Here is a 16,742-nt window from a genome sequence, read left to right as displayed (position 1 = left end):
CCCACTCGGTTCGGGCAGCGACGCAGTGGCGACGCGGTGGCGTCGGCGCGGAAGGCAGAGAACGCTCCGCGTTCTCCTTAAGCCTTCCGCGCCCTCGCCACCGCGAGCGCGGTGAGCACGAGCCCGCCGAGCCCCCACAGTACGAGCAGCACGGCCGCGATACCGGCGCCGGACGCCTCCGTCGCGATCGCCTGGAACCCCGCGAGCGCCGAGCCGAGCGGGCTCGCGTCGCCCACGGCCGCGAGCCCGGCCGGCACGGTCGAGACGATCCCCACCGCGAAGGCGACGACCAGCAGCACGAAGGCGATGAACCTCCCGAGGCCGCCGAGCAGCGCCGACAGGCCCTGCACCACGAGCGCGAACGCGATCCCCGCCAAGAGCGCCATGCCGAAGAAGGCGGCACCCCGCGCGAGATCGTAGCCGAGCGCGACGGGCAGCACGACACCCGCGATCGCCCCCTGCGCCGCACCGATGGCGACGGCCGGCCCGGCGCTGCGCAGGGCGATCCACCCCACGCCGCGCGCGGCGTCGCGCGTGCGGCGCCAGAGCGGCGCGAGCACGAGGAACGACGCGAGCGCCCCCGCCCACAGCGCGATCCCCGCGAAGAGCGGAACGCCCGAGGCGTTGAACAGCTCGTCGCTGCCGCCGCGCGCCTCGACCGGGGTCACAGCGGTCTGGGCCACCGTCTCCCGCTCGGCCTCGGTGTAGTCCGGGATCCCGCTCGCGGCCTCGCCGAGCCCCTCGGCGAGCTCGGCGGTACCCTCCGCCGACCGGCCGGCGCCCTCGGCGAGCTGCGAGGCTCCCTCGGCGAGTTCGGGGGTGCCCGCGGCTAGCTCGGAGGTACCGGTGGCGAGCTGCGACGCGCCGTCGGCGAGCTCGGCGGTGCCGCCCGCGAACTGCGCGACGCCGCCCGCGAACTGCGAGGCCCCTCCCGCGAAATCTTCCGCTCCAGTCGCGAGCTGCTCGGCTCCGGCCGCGAGCCCCTCCGCCCCCGCCGCGATGGGCTCCAGCTGACTGCCGTAGCCCCGGGCCCCCGCGGCGATGCCATCGCTGGCGACGATGAGACCGTCGAGCCGGGCGAGCTGCTCCTGCACCTCGGGAGACTGCATCTGAGCTTCGATCTGGGCGATGAGACCGTCGAGGATCCCGACCAGCACCTCGACCGGCACGTCCTGCGGCGGAGGAATGGTGCCGTTCTGCAGTCCGTCGCGGTAGGCGATGAGCTCTGCGGGGCCGGCGGTGATCCCGTCCCGCAACTGGGCCAGCGCACCGCCGACGCCGGTCGCGTAGGTATCGACGCCGCCGAGATAGTTCGTCAGCCCCGGGTTCCCCTCGGTGCCGTCGCCCGAGACGAGCAGCCGCACTCCTGAAGCGTATCCTCGCAACCCCGGGTTCTCCGGCGTCCCGTCGCCACTGGCGAAGCTGCGCACTCCGGCTGCGAGGCCCGCGCTGCCCGCCGACAGGTCCCCCGCGCCCGCCGACAGCTCGCCGGCTCCCGTCGCGACCTGCGCGGCGCCCGTCGACAGCTCGCCCGCGCCGCTCGAGAGCTGCTGCGTGCCGTCCGAGAGCTGCTCGGTGCCATCGGCGAGCTGGCTCGCGCCCTCGGCGAGCTGCGCACCGCCGTCGGCGAGCTGCGAGGCGCCGTCGGCCGCGTCCCCGATTCCGGCGTGCAGCTCGCTCATCCCGACGAACACGCTCCCCACGAACTGGGAACCGAGCTGCTGATTGAGCACGCTCGTCGCGGTCTGCGTCACGATGCTCGAGAGCGCGGTGTCGATCAGCCGGCCCCGATCGCTCTCGGCGACATCGATGTAGGCGGTCTGCGCGCCCTCGGGCCCATCCGACAGCGACGTCGCCGCAGCCGAGAAGTTCTCGGGGATCGTGACGACGGTGGCGTAGCGCCCCTCGGCGAGTCCCGCCTCGGCGTCGTCGGCGTCGGTCAGAACCCAGGTGAAGTTGGTGTCGGGTGTGCCGGATCCCGACTCGCCGCCAGATTCTCCGCCCGCTTCGGCGTCCTCGTCCTCCGAGGAGCCCGCGGATCCGATCAGCTCCCCCGCGAGCACCCGCCCGAGGGGCACCAGCTGGCCGTCGACCTCGACCGGCTCGTCCTCGTTGACGACGGCCGCGGTGACGCTGTCGAGCCGCTCCGTCGGATTCCAGAGCCCCCAGAGCAGCACTCCCGCCACCGTGAGCGGCACGAGGATCAGACCGACGATCGTGGTCCAGTGCACGGGCTTGCTCCCGGTGCGTCGTGCGAGCGGCAGGCTCATCGGGCGGCTCCTTCCAGGGTCTGCGCGGGATCGGCGGGCGAGGCATCGGCGGGCGCGGGATCATCGGCGCCCGGATCGGCGTCGGGCTCGACGAAGCGGGCGTCGGCGGGCAGCAGGCGCTCGGCGAGATCCCGGCCGCCCAGCACCACGATCGCGAGCTCCGGGGCCGATCCTCGGCTCGTCTCGACGGTCGCAGCGGCGAGGGCCGAGCGCACGTCGTCCACGCGGTCGAGCGTCATCGGCCGCTCGGCGGCGTCACGCAGATCGAGCAGCAGCACGGAGGGCCGATCCCGCAACGCTTCTCGCAGCGACTCCGGCCCGCACCAGGCCGAGCGCGCCCGCAGCGAAGCGGATCGCTCCGGGAGCAGCAGACCGTCGACCTTCACCGTGCCGGCGATGATCGGACCGCGGCCGGTGAGGGTCTCCGCGAGCGGCAGCGACGCGGGATCGCGCGGGTCGAGCAGCAGCACCTCGCCCGCGGCGACCCGCAGCCGGGGAACGCGCACGTGATGCGGGAGCAGCAGGCGCTCCGCGGCGATCGCCGCGCGCGGCAGGTCGTCGGGCCACTCGGCATGGGCGATCTCGCGAGAGAGCCCCTCCCCCTCGACGTCGAAGGCGGGCAGCAACCGCGACAGCCAGCGCGGCATCCACCACGCGCGATCCCCGAGCAGCGCGAGCACCGCCGGCACGAGCGTCATGCGCACGATGAACGCGTCGACGAACACACCGACCGCGAGACCCAGCGCGATCACCTTGATGCTGGGGTCGCCCTCCGGCACGAATGCGGCGAACACGGCGAACATGATGAGGGCGGCGGCCGTGACCACCTTCGCGCTGCCGACGAAGCCGCGCCGGATCGCGTCGCGCGCCGTCGCCCCGTGCACGTACTCCTCGCGGATGCGCGAGACGAGGAACACCTCGTAGTCCATCGCCAGGCCGAAGAGCACGCCCATGAGGATGATGGGCATGAAGCTCAGCACCGGGCCCGCGGCGCTCACGTGCAGCAGATCGGCGAACCAGCCCCACTGGAACACCGCGACGACCGCGCCGAACGCGGCGCCCACCGAGAGCAGATAGCCGAGCGTGGCCTTGACGGGCACCCAGACGGAGCGGAAGACCATGGCGAGCAGGATCAGCGAGAGCCCGACCACCAGGATGCCGAAGGGCAGCAGCGCCTGCATGAGCATCTCGGAGACGTCGATGCCGACCGCGGTGAAGCCCGTCACCGCGAGGCTCACGCCGTACTCCTCCTGCCACACGTCGTGCAGCTCGCGCAGCTCGTGCACGAGCTGCGCGGTGCTCTCGGCGTGGGGGCCCTCCTCGGGCACCACCTGGATGATCCCGGTGTCGGCGCCCTGGTTCGGGGTGGCGAGGGGCACTTCGGCGACGCCGGGGACCTGCCGCACCTCGTCGGCGAGATCCTCCATGAGTCCCAGCGGGTCCTCGCTCGTGATGATCGAGCCGGTGAGCAGCAGCGGGCCGTTGTGGCCCTCGCCGAAGTGCTCGCCCGTCAGCTCGTAGGTGACGCGGGCGGGATCGTCGGCGGGCAGCGAGGTCGCGTTGGGGAGCGCGAGACGCAGGTCGAGCGCGGGAACGGCGGCGAGGCCGAGGGCGACGAGCACCGCCGCGATCGTGATGATCGGGCGCCGGGTCACCGTGCGCACCCAGCCGGCGAAGAAGCGGTCGGCGCGCGAGGGAGCGTGCGGCGTCTCCCCGTCATCCTGCGCGTGCGGCGTCTCCCCGTCATCCTGCGCGAGCTTGCGAGTCGCAGGATCCACCCGACTGGATTCTGCGCCTCGTTCCTCACGCAGAACGACGGATCGCTGCTTCTTCGGCAGGATCCGCATCCCGGCCATCGCCATGACTGCGGGGGTGAGCGTGATCGCGATGAGCACCGCGATGGCGACCGCGGCGGCGGCGGCGACGCCGAGCGCGGTGAGGAACGGGATCCCGGCGACCGCGAGACCCACGAGCGCGATGATCACGGTAAGGCCGGCGAACACCACCGCCGATCCGCTGGTGGCGGTGGCGCGCGCGATCGACTCCTCGACGCCGAGGCCCGCGCGCAGCTGCTCCTGGTGCCGGCTCACGATGAAGAGCGTGTAGTCGATGCCCACGGCCAGGCCGAGCATGAGCGCGAGCATGGGGGTGGTCGACGTGAGGTCGGCGAACGCGGTGACGAGGAAGAGGCCCGCGATGGAGACCCCGACGCCGAGAATCGCGATGAGCAGGGGCATGCCGGCCGCGATGAGCGATCCGAGCGTCAGGATCAGCACCACGAAGGCGACCAGCACGCCGATCGCCTCGGTGGGGCTGATCCCCGGCACGGCGGCGGAGAACATCTCCCCTCCGTAGGACGCCTGGGCGCCCTGCGGCAGCTGATCCCGGATCTCCTCGGTGGCCCGCTCGATCCCCTCGACCGTCGCGTCCGGCACCGTGCTCATGTCGCCCTCGACCTGCACGGTGATGAGCGCGGCGCTGCCGTCGTCGGCGAGCCCGCCGCCGGCCAGCTCCGAGAACGGCGTCTGCACCGCCGTGACATCGCGCACGTCCTCGAGATCCGCCGCGGCATCGGAGATGATCTGCTCATAGGCCGCGTCGTCGACCCGCTCGCCGTCCGCCGCGACGACGATGATCGTCGCACTCGTGCCGCTGACCTCGGGGAAGGTGCGACCGAGCTCGGTGATCGCCTCCTGCGACTCGGTGCCCGGGATCGTGATGGGTGCGTTGGCGCCCTGGCCGAAGAGCCCCGCGCCGGCGCCGAGCAGGGCGAGCACCGCGATCCAGAGGATGAGGACGAGGGTCTTCGCGCGGATCGCCCACCGGCCGAGGGCATAGAGCAGCGTGGACATGCGGGCCTTTCGGTCGCGGGAGGGGGTGCTCTCGATGCACTCGTGCATCGCTTTCGATACACCAATGTATCCGCACCGCCTTCGAGCCGGCTGAACGTGCGAAGATGGTGACATGTCGACTCCGAGTGCCAGACGCCAGGAGACCCGCACGCGACTGCTCGACGCCGCCGTCGAGGTCTTCGCCGAGGAGGGCTTGCAGGGCGCCTCCGTCGAGGCCGTGTGCGCCCGCGCCGGGTTCACCCGCGGCGCCTTCTACTCGAACTTCTCGAGCAAGGAGCAGCTCTTCCTGGCGCTCTTGGAGCGCGAGTTCGAACGGCGGGCCGAGGATCTCGCGGAGAAGGCACGCGAGCTGGAACCCGGCCTGCGCGAGCGCAGCGGCTGCATCTCCCCAGCGGAGGCGGCGCGCTACATCGTTGAGTTCTTCGCGCCGGCGAGCGACGCGACCGCCTGGTTCGTGCTCGAGGCCGAGTTCCTGCTGCTCGCCATGCGCGACCCATCGATCGCGCCCGGCCACCACGAGTTCATGGATCGCTTCTACGCCAGCATCGCTGGGGTCGTCGAGCGCGTGATCGCCGCGGCGGGACGCCGCTTCGTGATCCCGGTCGAGCGCGCGATGCCGGTGCTCAGCGGGGTCTACGAGCGGGCGTTGCGCACGGCCGCGCTCGCCGGACCAGAGGCGAGCGGCGCCTTCGACGAGCTCGGCGACCGCCTCGCCGAGCTGCTCTTCGCGCTCACGGAGGAGGTGGATCCCGCGGAGGTGGATCCCGCGGGGGATCCCGTCGACTCACCGGGCCCGGACTTCGTACCTCCGCCGGGTCTGCGGCTCATCTGACCGAATCGGCTAGAGCCGCACTCCCCGATCGCGCGGCGCCCCGATCGCGCGGCGCCCCGATCGCGCGACGCCCCGATCGCGCGACGACGACGGAACCCGGATTCAGACGAGCAGGCTCATCGGGGACTCGATGCGCTTCGTGAAGGCCGCGAGCCACTCGGCGGCGAGCGCGCCGTCGAGGACACGGTGGTCGGCCGAGAGCGTGACCGTCATGATCGTCGCGACGCCGAGCGCACCGTCGTCCTGCACCACCGGGCGCTTCTCCGCCGCGCCGACGGCGAGGATACCGGCCTGCGGCGGGTTGAGGATCGCCGAGAACTCGCTCGTGCCGTACATGCCGAGGTTGGAGACCGAGAACGACCCGCCCTCGAGCTCGTGCTGCTTCAGCCTGCCCGCACGCGCGCGCTCGGCGTAGTCGCGGATCTCGCGGCTGAGCGCGCCGAGCGAGAGCTTCTCGACCCCGCGCACGACCGGAGTGAACAGTCCGTCGGGCACGGAGACCGCAACGGAGATGTCGACCGAGTCGAATCGGCGCGTGGCATCGTCCGTCCAGATCGCATTCGCGCCCGGAACGTCCTGCAGCGCGGCGGCAACCGCCTTCACCACGAAGTCGTTGACCGAGACCCGGGTGGCCTCCAGCGCATTGACCTGCGCACGCAGTTCGAGCAGCGCGTCCATTCGGCAGTCGGCGACGAGGTAGAAGTGCGGCACCGTGCTCTTGCTCTCGGTGAGCCGGCGCGCGATCGCCCGGCGCATCCCGGTGTGGGGCACGTCGGTGTATCCCGAAGCCGGTTCGGGCGCGCTCGACGGCACGGTCTTCGGCGCGGAGGGCACGTCCGGCGCGGCATCCGCCGACTCCGACGACGCAGCGGCGGCGGCCGCGGGAGCCGGGACCGGCACGGCCGCGAGACCGTCCAGGTCGCGGCGCACGATCCGGCCGTTCGGTCCGGTGCCCTGCACCCCGCTGAGATCGAGACCGCGCTCGCGCACCAGCTTGCGCACCAGCGGGCTCGCGAACCGTCGCTCGCCCGAGGCCGTCGGTGTCTCCGGATCCGCGGTGGCTGCCCGTTCGTCGGATTCAGGGGACGCAGGCTCAGAGTTCGGAGCAGGCTCAGGATCCGGCTGCGCCGATCCCGGCTCGTCGGCTCCCGGGTCGCCTCCCGAGGCCGCGCCGGCCTCGGCGAGCGCCTCCTCGGCCGACTGGCCTCCGGTGGCGAGCACTGCGATGGGCGTGCCCACCTCCACCGACGTCCCGGCCTCGAGCAGCGTGCCGGCGAGCACCCCGGAGGCTTCGGCCTCGTACTCGACCGTCGCCTTCTCGGTCTCGATCTCGACGATCGGCTGCCCGGCGGAAATCTCGTCGCCCACGGCCACGAGCCAGGCCGCGATCGCGGCCTCGGCGGAGCCCGTCACGAGCTCCGGCATGCGCACGATGCTGGCCATCAGTTGCTCCCTCCGAGTGCGGTGCGCACCCGCTCGAGGCCGTCGACGACCTCTTCGGTGCGGGCGATCGCGGCCCGCTCGAGCACCTTCGAGATGCTCGGGCTCGCCTCGCCTCCGGTGACCCGCTCGACGGGCTGGTCGAGCCAGTCGAAGTATCGGCGCTGGATCTCGTCGGCGAGCCACCCCCCGTACGAGGCGCCCCGAGCGCCCTGCTCGACGATCAGCACGGCGTTGGTCTTCCTGATGCTCTCGCCGACCGTGTCCCAGTCGAACGAGGCGCGGTCGAGCCAGCGCAGGTCGATCACCTCGGCGTCGATGCCCGTCTGCTCGACGGCCTCGAGCGCGTGATCGACCATCGTCAGGTAGGTCAGCACCGTGACATCCGAGCCCTCGCGCCGCACCGCGGCCGATCCGGGCGGAATGATGTAGTCCAGCTCGCCCTCGGGCACACGATCGGCCTTGCCGTAGAGGTCGACGTGCTCGATCACGAGCACCGGGTCCTCGAGCGCGAGTGCTGCATTCATGAGGCCGACGTAGTCGGCCGCGCTGGAGGCGGCCACGATCCGCCACCCGGGCTGCGTGGCGAAGATCCCCGCCGGATCCATGAGGTGCTGCGAGCCGTAGCCCACCCCCATCGCCACCTTCGTGCGCAGCACCAGGGGCACGTCGTTGTTGTCGCCGAACATGTGCCGGGCCTTCCCGGCCTGGTTGAATACCTGATCGGCGGCGACCCACATGAAGTCGGGGTACATGAACTCGACGATCGGGCGGATGCGCCCGTCGAGCGCCGCACCCGTGGCGAAGCCGAAGAAGGCGTTCTCGCTGATCGGCGTGCCGACCACGCGCTCGGGACCGTACTTCTGGGCGAGCCCCTTCGTGGCACCGTTCGTGCCGCCGCCGAGCTTGTGCACGTCCTCGCCGAGCACGACGATGCGCTCGTCCTGCTCCATGCGACGATCCATCGCACCCGCCACCGCGTCGCCGAACTTTACGTCGCGCCAGGATCCGCCGATCTCGCCCGGCTCCTTCGCCTCCCACGCGTCCAGTTCGCGCGCATCGCTGCGGATGCCGGCGTCGACGACCGCTGGATCGGGCCACAGCTCGGGCTTGATCCGCCGCTTGCCCTCGCGCTCCGGGTCGCCCTCGATGAGCGCCGCTACGGCGTCGGCCATGGCCTGCTTCGACTGCTCTCGCACCGATTCGACCTCGGCCTCCGACACATGGCCGAGCTCCAGCATGCGCGATGCGATCCGCTGCAGCGGATCCCGCTCGCGCCAGGCCTTCTCCTCGTCCTTCGTGCGGTACCCGAACGCACTGCCGGGGAAGGGCCCGTTCTGGTGGAAGAAGCGGTAGACCTCGGCCTCGATGATCGCCGGGCCCTCGCCGCCGCGCATGCGCTCGAGCGCCTCCTGCGTGGCGAGGTGCACCGCGAGGGGATCCATGCCGTCGACCCGCCACGACGGCACCGAGAAGCCCTGGCCCCGCACCGAGAACCGAGTGTCGGCGCTCGCCTCGCTCGCGTGGGTGGAGACGGCGTAGAGGTTGTTCTCGATGAAGAACATGACCGGCGTCTTCCACGCGGCGGCCAGGTTCATCGACTCGAGCACCGATCCGATCTGGCTCGAGCCGTCGCCGAAGTAGTTGATCGACACATCGTCGGTGCCCGCGTACCGCTGCGCCCAGGCGTTGCCGCCGGCCAGCGGGGCGCCGCCCCCGACGATGGCATTGGTGCCGAGCGCGCCGGCCTCCAGCCACTGCAGGTGCATCGATCCGCCGCGGCCGCCCGAGAAGCCCTGGGCGAGCCCGAGGATCTCGGCGAGCGTGCGCTGCAGCATCGCCCGCATGTCGGTATCCACCAATGCGCCGAGATCCAGCGCACCGTTCGAGACGTGGGTGATCGCTTTGGCCAGGAACTGGTGGTGGCCGCGGTGCGAACCGTTCACCCCGTCGCTCGAGCGCAGCGTGAGAATGGAGCCGACCGCGCCGCCCTCCTGGCCGATGCTCGAGTGGGCGGGGCCGTGCACGAGCCCGGCGCCGGCGAGTTCGAGCACCGACTCCTCGAACGAGCGGATCAGCTGGATCTGCCCCAGCATGGTCGCGAGCAGCTGCGGGTCCGCCTTCTTCCAGTCGGCGGCCGTCGTGGCGAGTTCGATCCAGGGCACTCCCGTTTCGAGTGTGCGGCGTCTCGGCATGTGAATCTCCGTTGATGAGTCGTCGTTGGATAAGCCGACAATACGCTTAATTGGATTCAATGGCAAGCTATCCCCGTCTTCATCTGCGCAGATTCTCCCGTTCTGCTCCATGATTGGATACAATTAAGTCAACCTGCTCGCCAACGGAGGAGAAGAGATGCCACTGCCAGGACTGCGCGGCACCGACCACATCGGATTCACCGTCCCCGACCTCGACAAAGCAGACGACTTCTTCGTGCGGGTGCTCGGCTGCGAACGCGTCTACTCGCTCGGCCCGTTCCAGCACGACGAGGGAGACTGGATGACCCGGCAACTCGGCGTCCATCCGCGCACGGTCATGCGCCGCCTCAACTTCTACCGCTGCGGCTTCGGATCGAATTTCGAGGTCTTCGAGTACGATCCGGCCGACGAGCAGCGCCCTCAACCCCGCAACAGCGATCTCGGCGGGCACCATCTCGCGTTCTACGTCGATGATTTCGACGCGGCCCTCGAGTACCTGCGCGCCGAGGGCATCGAGATCATGGGCGATCCCGTTGCGAGCGCGAACGCGAGCGCCGGGCAGCGCTGGGTCTACTTCCGCTCGCCCTGGGGCATGCAGTTCGAGCTCGTGAGCTACCCCGAGGGCAAGGCGTACGAGCAGGATGCGGGTACGCTCCTGTGGCACCCCCTGCATCCGCAGCGCTGAATTACGGTGGGGGAGTGACGACCACGCGGAGGGGCATGATGGCAGCACACACGGAATCACCGGGTCAGCGCGGCGGCGACGCCGGCGAGCGGATCGCGGAGCGCCTGCGCGAGGAGATCCTCCGCGGCGACCTCGACCCGGGCACCCGGATCCGGCAGGAGGAACTCGCAGAACGCTTCGGCGCGAGTCGGGTTCCCGTTCGCGAGGCGATTCGCATCCTCGTGCACGAGGGGCTCGTGACCACGGTCGCGAACTCCGGCTCGTGGGTCTCCCGGCTCACGCTGCCCGAGTGCGAGGAGGTCTACCTCATGCGCGAACGTCTCGAGCCCCTGCTGCTGGGCTTCAGCGCTCCCCACCTCACGGAGGACGATTTCACCCGCCTCGAATCGCTCGCGGCCCGGGTGTCCGAGGCCTCGGCGGCGGCTGACGTCGACGGCTTCCTCCGCTTCGACCGCGAGTTCCACCTCACCACCTACGCCCACGCCAGGACCCAGCAACTCGGCGACCTCATCTCGAAGCTCTGGAACACCACCGCCCCCTACCGCCGCGCATACGTGGCCACGTGGTCCCCCGAGCTGCGCCGCCTGGCCGATGACGAGCACAACATCCTCATCCAGACGCTGCGCGACGGGGATTTCCAGGAGGCCGAGCGCGTGCTGGCGGGGCACATCCGCCGTACGCGCCGGCAGCTTTCGAAGCATCCCGAGATCTTCGGGGCTTAGAGCCGCGCAGTGCTCAAAAGGCGCGCATATCTGCTAGGTGCATCGGATCGGGCCGCAGCACACCGCGTTCGATCCTTCTCGCGAACTCGAGAACGCGACGATTCGCCGGCGCATCCAGCCCGAGCCGTTCGGCCTCTCGCACCACGAGCCCGTTCAGATCGTCCGCTTCGCTGCGGCGTCCTCGCTGCCAGTCCTGCAGCACAGTAGTTGTCGCCCCCGGGCGCACGAAGCCGGCGAACAGCTTGTCGGTCATATTCTCGACAACCCGGGCCGGATCTCTCACCTCCTCAACTGCTAGACCGAATATGGGCAGCGTCGCATACCCGAGCGCGGTTCCGACGCGGAGCGCTTCCTCGCCCAGCTCGATCATGAGCTCCCGATAGCCGGTGAGTCGCATCGCATCCAGCATCGGCAGATTCAGTATCGCTGAGGAGACGAGCAGCGTGGCGTTGCTGACGAGCTTCATCCACTTCGCCGATTCGATGTCCTCGAAGTGCTCGACTCGGCCCGCCGCGGAGAGCAGCTCAGCCACGACGGACTCGCGCGCCGGATCTCCCCCCTCGAGCAGCCCGGTCGCGAACCAGGCGCTCTCCCTGCCGGTGTGCCGATACACGAGGCCGGGCTCGAACATCGTCGCTGAGCACTCGATCACCGCGCCAACCGTGCGCTCCGCCCCGATGGCATCGCGCACCGCGCCCGTCGTCATGCCGTTCTGCACGCCGGCCATCACGCCGTCCTCGGCGAGGTGCGGCGCGATGAGCTGCGCCGACCACTTCGCATCGTACGCTTTCATCAGCATCAGCACGGCGTCGAACGGCTCGCGCTCCTCCGCGACTTCGCAGAGGTGGATCGCCCGCGGGCGGACTGTCCGCGCCTCCCCCTCGCTCACAACCGTGAGCCCCGCCTCACGCATCCGCTCTACGTGCGCCGGCCACTGCTCGATAAGCGTGACATCGTGCCCGGCGTCGAGGAGGTCAGCTCCGATCGAGGCGCCATTGGCTCCTGCGCCCAGTACTGCGATCCGCGCATTGCCCATGATACTCCGCCTTCCGTCCGATTCAGTGACCGCGCATCGTCGAGTGCACAGCCATGCGGAACAATGTACACTGCCACTAAACACACACTCAAGGAGGAGCCCATGATCCTGCACATCGCCAATTTCCGCTGGAAGCCGGACGTCACCGAAGAACGCATCGCCGCACTGACCGCGGCACTGACCGAGATGGCTGCACAGCTCGACTGCATCCACTCGTACGCCGCCGGCCCCAACCTCCACCTGCGTCCCGGCGGATCCGATTACGCGGTCGCCGCGATTGTCGCCGACGGGGATGCGCTCGACGCATACCTCGATCACCCGCTGCATCAGCAGGTCTACACGGACTTCCTCGGCACCATGCTCGAGAGCCGCGAGGCCGCCCAGCTGCCGATCGCTTCGGGAAGCTTCGCATGAGCACGGCGCACGCCAAGACGATGCAGGCCGCCGTACTGCACGCAGTCGGCGACCTCCGGCTCGAAGAGGTCCCGGTGCCGGCACCCGGCCCGGGCGAGGTGCTCATCAGGATCGGCGTCTGCGGCGTCTGCGGCAGCGACGCTGTGGAGTACGGCAAGCAGCTCGTTCTCGCCCAGCCCCCGGTCACGCTCGGCCACGAGTTCGTCGGCACGGTCGAGGCCCTCGGCGCGGAGGTCACAGGGATCGCTCTCGGCGCGACGGTCGTGTCCGGCGCGGGCATCTCCTGCGGCACCTGCAAGCCCTGCCGCGCCGGACGCACGAATCTCTGCCGCAGCTATACGACTCAGGGCTTCCACCACGACGGCGGCCTCGCCGGATACGTCGTCGCCCCGGCTGACATCGTGCTCGACGTCAGCGGCTCCGGGCTCGCCACAGACACTCTCGGCCTCACCCAGCCGATGGCCATCGCAGTGCACGCCGTGAGGCGCAGCGGATTGACCGCCGACGACACCGCGGTGATCGTCGGCGCCGGCGGCATCGGCGCATTCATCACCGTTGCCGCCGCAAGCACCGGGGCCGAGGTGATCGTCGTCGATCTCAACGAAGACCGCCTCGAACTCGCCCGTGCGCTCGGCGCTGACCATACCTTCCTGGCAGGCGGCGCCCCGCTCGCCGATCAACTTGCTGAAGCGCAGCTCGATCCCGATGTATTCTTCGAGGTCAGCGGGTCCGCCCCCGGTTTCACCTCGGTGCTCGATGCCGCGGCACCCGGCTCCACGATCGTGCCGGTCGGCGTCCAACGCACCCCGCCGCAGCAGGCCATCGGCACCTGGACACTCCGCGAGTACCTCGTCGTCGGAACCGTGGCGCACGTCTTCGAGACGGACTTCCCCGAAGCGATCCGGCTGCTGAGCTCCCGCCCGGACTGGAGCGACATCGCGAGCCAGGTCATCCCACTGGGAGAACTGATCCCGGAAGCACTCGATCCGCTCCTGAACGGCACCGCGACGCAGATCAAGACCCTCATCGACCCGTGGATCGATGCCCCGCGACCAGCCCTGCACACCCGGCCATGATTCGGGTTCCGCAGACGCGTTCGCCCGCCGCACGGGGCCGTGCGGCGGGCGAACGCGTCTGCGGAACCCGGGCGATCCTACGCGCCGATGCTGCGATGCAGCGCGTCGGTCCCCGACTCCGAGGAACGCTGCGCCTGCCCAGCCTCGTGGGCGCCGAGAACGCTCCCCGCGCTGCCGCGCCCGACGATGAACCACACCCCCTTCGCTTCGACGTCCCCCCGATTCGAGACGATGTGAGGGCGCTCCGAGTCGAAGTGGAACGAGTCGCCCGGATGCAGCTCGAAAGTGTCGAACTCGAGCTGCAGGGTGATCGTGCCCTCGAGCACGTAGCCGTACTCCTGACCGCGGTGCTGCATGAGTTTGCCCTCGATCGAACTCGACGCCCCCGGAGCGTACGAGACGAGCACGGGATCGGCGGCGCCGCCCGGCTGCATCGCCAAGCGCTCCCAGCGCACGCCGTTCTCCATCTCGATCACGGGATTGTCCGAAGAGCGCTGCACGCTCGAACTCACCGGAGTGGCGGCCCCACCCGGCCGTTCCACCGCCCCCAGCCCGAGCAGTTCATCGAGGGAGACGTCCAGATGACTTGCGAGCGCGTACAGCGTGGCGACGGATGGACGCGTCTTCCCCGTCTCGACCTGCGAGATCAGGCTCGCCGACACCCCGAGCTGCTGCGCCACTCCGCGCAGACTCAGGCGACGCGCCAGGCGCGCTGAACGCAAACGTTCACCAATACTTTCCTCTGTGGACATGGGTTCTCCGAGATTCTCTCGTTTTTCCAGCCGGATTCCCGGCTCGATGCGTTAAGCTCTACTTTACAACTTTCATATTGCGGGAGCACGTATTCCCCCATGCTAGGAGAGGTTTCAATGAAGAGCACCGGCACCACGGGCACGAACGGCGTCGATTGGGAGCAGCGGGTCGACTTCGATCAGCTGCGCGACGATCGGCTCGGACGTCTGAAAGCGGAACTCCAGAGGTCCGATCTCGGCGCTGTCCTCGCCTTCGACTTCTCGAACATCCGCTACATGAGCGCGACCCACATCGGCACGTGGGCGATGGATAAGCTCATCCGATTTTCGCTGCTGACGCGCAATACCGACCCGATCGTCTGGGATTTCGGCTCCGCGGCAAAGCACCATCAGCTCTACAACCCCTGGCTCGACGTCACCTCCTCCGAAATGGATGCGAACCCGCACGCCCCGCACGAGGGCGCAAAGCGCCCCCGGCTGGAGAACGGCTCACGCGCGGGCATCTCAACGCTCCGCGGCGCATTCCCGCCAGACGCCGAGATGGCGGCCGACCTCGCGAAGAAGATCAAGCGCGAGCTCGAGAAGTTCGGCGTCGCGAACGCGCCCCTCGGGGTCGACGTGATCGAGATGCCGGTGCTCATGGCGCTGCGCGCCGAGGGGATCGATGTCGTCGACGGCCAGCAGATCTTCATGGAGGCCCGCCGGATCAAGACCCGCAACGAGATCCTCCTCCTCACCCAGGCCGCTTCCATGGTCGACGCGGCGTACGAGGAGCTCCATCGCTTCCTCCGCCCCGGTGTCCGCGAGAACGAAGCCGTCGGGCTCGTCGCGAAGACCCTCTACGATCTCGGGTCCGAATACGTGGAGGGCGTCAACGCGATCTCCGGCGAACGCTGCGCACCTCACCCCCACGTGTTCTCGGATCGGCTGATCCGCCCAGGGGACCCCGCGTTCTTCGACATTTTGCACAGCTGGAACGGCTACCGCACGTGCTACTACCGCACCTTCGCCGTCGGCTCGGCGAGCGTCGCTCAACGCGATGCGTACAAGCGGGCTCGCGAATACATGGACCGCGCGATCGCGCTCGTCCGGCCGGGAGCCACTACGGCCGACATCGTCAAGGTCTGGCCGAAGGCCGAGGAGTTCGGCTTCCCCGATGAGATGGCTGCCTTCGCCCTGCAGTACGGGCACGGCGTCGGCCTCTCGATCTGGGAAAAGCCCATCTTCTCGCGCCTCACCTCGCTCGAACACCCCGAGCTCATCGAGGAAGGCATGGTGTTCGCTCTCGAGACGTACTGGCCCTCGGCCGACGGCTGGGGCGCCGCCCGCATCGAGGAAGAGGTCGTCGTGACCGCCGACGGCTGCGAGGTGATCACGAAGTTCCCTGCAGAGGACCTCATCGTCGCCGGCCGCAGGTACTACACGATCGACGGGCCGCTCAACCTGCAACGCGACTCCCAATCCCACAAGAACACGATCTGGGGACGCGGCGAAGCATGAGCACCGTCGGCTTCCTCGGACTCGGCACGATGGGGCGGGCCATGGCGGCCCGCCTGGTCGAAGCCGGACACGACGTGATCGTGTGGAATCGCTCTGCGGGTGCGGTCGAAGAGCTCGTGTCGGCCGGCGCGAGCGCGGCCGACACCCCAGCGGACGCGCTCGCCGCTACCCTGTCCTTCTCCATGCTGGCCAACGACGCGGCTGTCGCGGACGTGTTCTCAGACGAGGCGCTCCTCTCCTGCCGCGCGAGGACCCACGTCATGATGTCGTCCATCAGTCCAGCGCTCTCGGATCGCCTCTACTCGCGCTTCGAGGGCTCCGATGCGAACTACATTGCGGCGCCGGTGCTCGGGCGCCCGAATGTCGCCGCTGCAGGGCAGCTCAACATCCTGGCGGCCGGCGACGAATCCACGATCGACGGACTCGCGCCGTACTTCGAGGTGCTCGGGAAGCGCACCTGGTACCTCGGCGAACGACCGTCGGTGGCGAACGCAGTGAAGGCCGCAGTGAACTACAACATCATTCACGCGATGCAGGCGATCGGCGAATCCGTCGCGATGACCGAGCGGCTCGGCGTCGCTCCCGAGGTGTTCACCGAGCTGCTCAGTTCGACGCTCTTCAGCGGCGTGGTCTACTCCGGCTACGGCTCGATCATCGCGCGCGAGGAGTACCACCCGCCGGGCTTCCACGTCGCGCTCGGCCGGAAGGATCTCGCACTCGCCGAGGCGGTGGCCGAGGCGACCGGGGTGCAGCCGGCGACCATGCCCGCCCTCATCGCAGCGTTTGATACGGCGCTCGCCGATCCCGAGCTGCGCGAGGGGGATTGGAGCGTCATCGCTGAGACGTCGCGCCGCCAGGGGAGCTGACGGCGCACTCGCGACAAGAGGGGCGGGGGCTCTTGGATCCCCCGCCCCTCTCGTCGTGGCACCCCGGTGGACGTGGAACCAGTGGGCCTGCATCTCCCGCCC

13 protein-coding genes are annotated in these 16,742 nt (G+C 69.7%); 7 read left to right on the top strand and 6 right to left on the bottom strand.

Annotated features, from left to right (window positions below; all coding sequences use genetic code 11):
* Window positions 1-77 precede the first annotated feature (77 nt).
* Together EVS81_RS09690 and EVS81_RS09685 are read right to left on the bottom strand one after the other, a co-directional pair.
* Window positions 78-2,270: a YhgE/Pip domain-containing protein gene (locus tag EVS81_RS09690; RefSeq protein WP_130110213.1), complete on the bottom strand. Its 2,193-nt coding sequence runs from the start codon at window positions 2,268-2,270 to the stop codon at window positions 78-80.
* On the bottom strand, window positions 2,267-5,122 hold the full coding sequence (locus EVS81_RS09685; RefSeq protein ID WP_130110212.1) for an MMPL family transporter: 2,856 nt from the start codon (window positions 5,120-5,122) through the stop codon (window positions 2,267-2,269). Before EVS81_RS09685 ends, EVS81_RS09690 begins: the two co-directional genes overlap by 4 nt.
* Before the next feature lie 112 nt (window positions 5,123-5,234).
* Between EVS81_RS09685 and EVS81_RS09680 the strand changes: the two genes are divergently transcribed.
* Window positions 5,235-5,954 carry a TetR/AcrR family transcriptional regulator gene (locus EVS81_RS09680; protein ID WP_130110211.1) on the top strand — a complete coding sequence of 240 codons (720 nt, stop codon included), beginning with the start codon at window positions 5,235-5,237 and terminating at the stop codon, window positions 5,952-5,954.
* Window positions 5,955-6,056: 102 nt separating this feature from the next.
* Here the strand turns inward: EVS81_RS09680 and EVS81_RS09675 are convergent, their stop codons facing one another.
* Both EVS81_RS09675 and EVS81_RS09670 read right to left on the bottom strand, forming a co-directional pair.
* Entirely contained in the window at window positions 6,057-7,397 is a 1,341-nt protein-coding gene (locus EVS81_RS09675) for a pyruvate dehydrogenase complex dihydrolipoamide acetyltransferase (protein WP_130110210.1), read from the bottom strand.
* A complete protein-coding gene (locus EVS81_RS09670; protein ID WP_130110209.1) occupies window positions 7,397-9,589 on the bottom strand; it encodes an alpha-ketoacid dehydrogenase subunit alpha/beta in 2,193 nt (730 codons plus the stop codon). Before EVS81_RS09670 ends, EVS81_RS09675 begins: the two co-directional genes overlap by 1 nt.
* A gap of 157 nt (window positions 9,590-9,746) precedes the next feature.
* On the opposite strand from EVS81_RS09670, the gene EVS81_RS09665 reads away from it, so the two are divergent.
* Both EVS81_RS09665 and EVS81_RS09660 read left to right on the top strand, forming a co-directional pair.
* Window positions 9,747-10,274 (top strand): VOC family protein, encoded by a 528-nt coding sequence (locus tag EVS81_RS09665; RefSeq protein WP_130110208.1) that lies wholly within the window; start codon window positions 9,747-9,749, stop codon window positions 10,272-10,274.
* 38 nt (window positions 10,275-10,312) lie between these two features.
* On the top strand, window positions 10,313-10,996 hold the full coding sequence (locus tag EVS81_RS09660; RefSeq protein WP_130110207.1) for a GntR family transcriptional regulator: 684 nt from the start codon (window positions 10,313-10,315) through the stop codon (window positions 10,994-10,996).
* Window positions 10,997-11,009: 13 nt separating this feature from the next.
* On the opposite strand, the gene EVS81_RS09655 is transcribed toward EVS81_RS09660, so the two are convergent.
* The gene (locus EVS81_RS09655) at window positions 11,010-12,245 is read right to left on the bottom strand and encodes a ketopantoate reductase family protein (protein WP_240739797.1); all 1,236 of its coding nucleotides are present in this window, start codon (window positions 12,243-12,245) and stop codon (window positions 11,010-11,012) included.
* Here EVS81_RS09655 and EVS81_RS09650 point away from each other — a divergent pair.
* Both EVS81_RS09650 and EVS81_RS09645 read left to right on the top strand, forming a co-directional pair.
* Entirely contained in the window at window positions 12,135-12,446 is a 312-nt protein-coding gene (locus EVS81_RS09650) for a Dabb family protein (protein WP_165384237.1), read from the top strand. The genes EVS81_RS09655 and EVS81_RS09650 overlap by 111 nt on opposite strands.
* Window positions 12,443-13,522 (top strand): zinc-dependent alcohol dehydrogenase, encoded by a 1,080-nt coding sequence (locus EVS81_RS09645; RefSeq protein WP_130110204.1) that lies wholly within the window; start codon window positions 12,443-12,445, stop codon window positions 13,520-13,522. Before EVS81_RS09650 ends, EVS81_RS09645 begins: the two co-directional genes overlap by 4 nt.
* 77 nt (window positions 13,523-13,599) lie before the next feature.
* Here the strand turns inward: EVS81_RS09645 and EVS81_RS09640 are convergent, their stop codons facing one another.
* A complete protein-coding gene (locus tag EVS81_RS09640; protein WP_130110203.1) occupies window positions 13,600-14,274 on the bottom strand; it encodes a helix-turn-helix domain-containing protein in 675 nt (224 codons plus the stop codon).
* 117 nt (window positions 14,275-14,391) lie between these two features.
* Here EVS81_RS09640 and EVS81_RS09635 point away from each other — a divergent pair, with 117 nt between their 5' ends.
* Together EVS81_RS09635 and EVS81_RS09630 are read left to right on the top strand one after the other, a co-directional pair.
* Window positions 14,392-15,774: a M24 family metallopeptidase gene (locus EVS81_RS09635; protein ID WP_205879308.1), complete on the top strand. Its 1,383-nt coding sequence runs from the start codon at window positions 14,392-14,394 to the stop codon at window positions 15,772-15,774.
* A complete protein-coding gene (locus EVS81_RS09630; protein WP_130110201.1) occupies window positions 15,771-16,640 on the top strand; it encodes an NAD(P)-dependent oxidoreductase in 870 nt (289 codons plus the stop codon). The genes EVS81_RS09635 and EVS81_RS09630 overlap by 4 nt, the downstream gene beginning before the upstream one ends.
* The last annotated feature ends 102 nt before the right edge of the window (window positions 16,641-16,742 follow it).

Source organism: Leucobacter triazinivorans (genome assembly GCF_004208635.1).
Taxonomy (GTDB): Bacteria; Actinomycetota; Actinomycetes; order Actinomycetales; family Microbacteriaceae; genus Leucobacter; species Leucobacter triazinivorans.
This window is presented reverse-complemented; position numbering and strand designations above follow the sequence as displayed.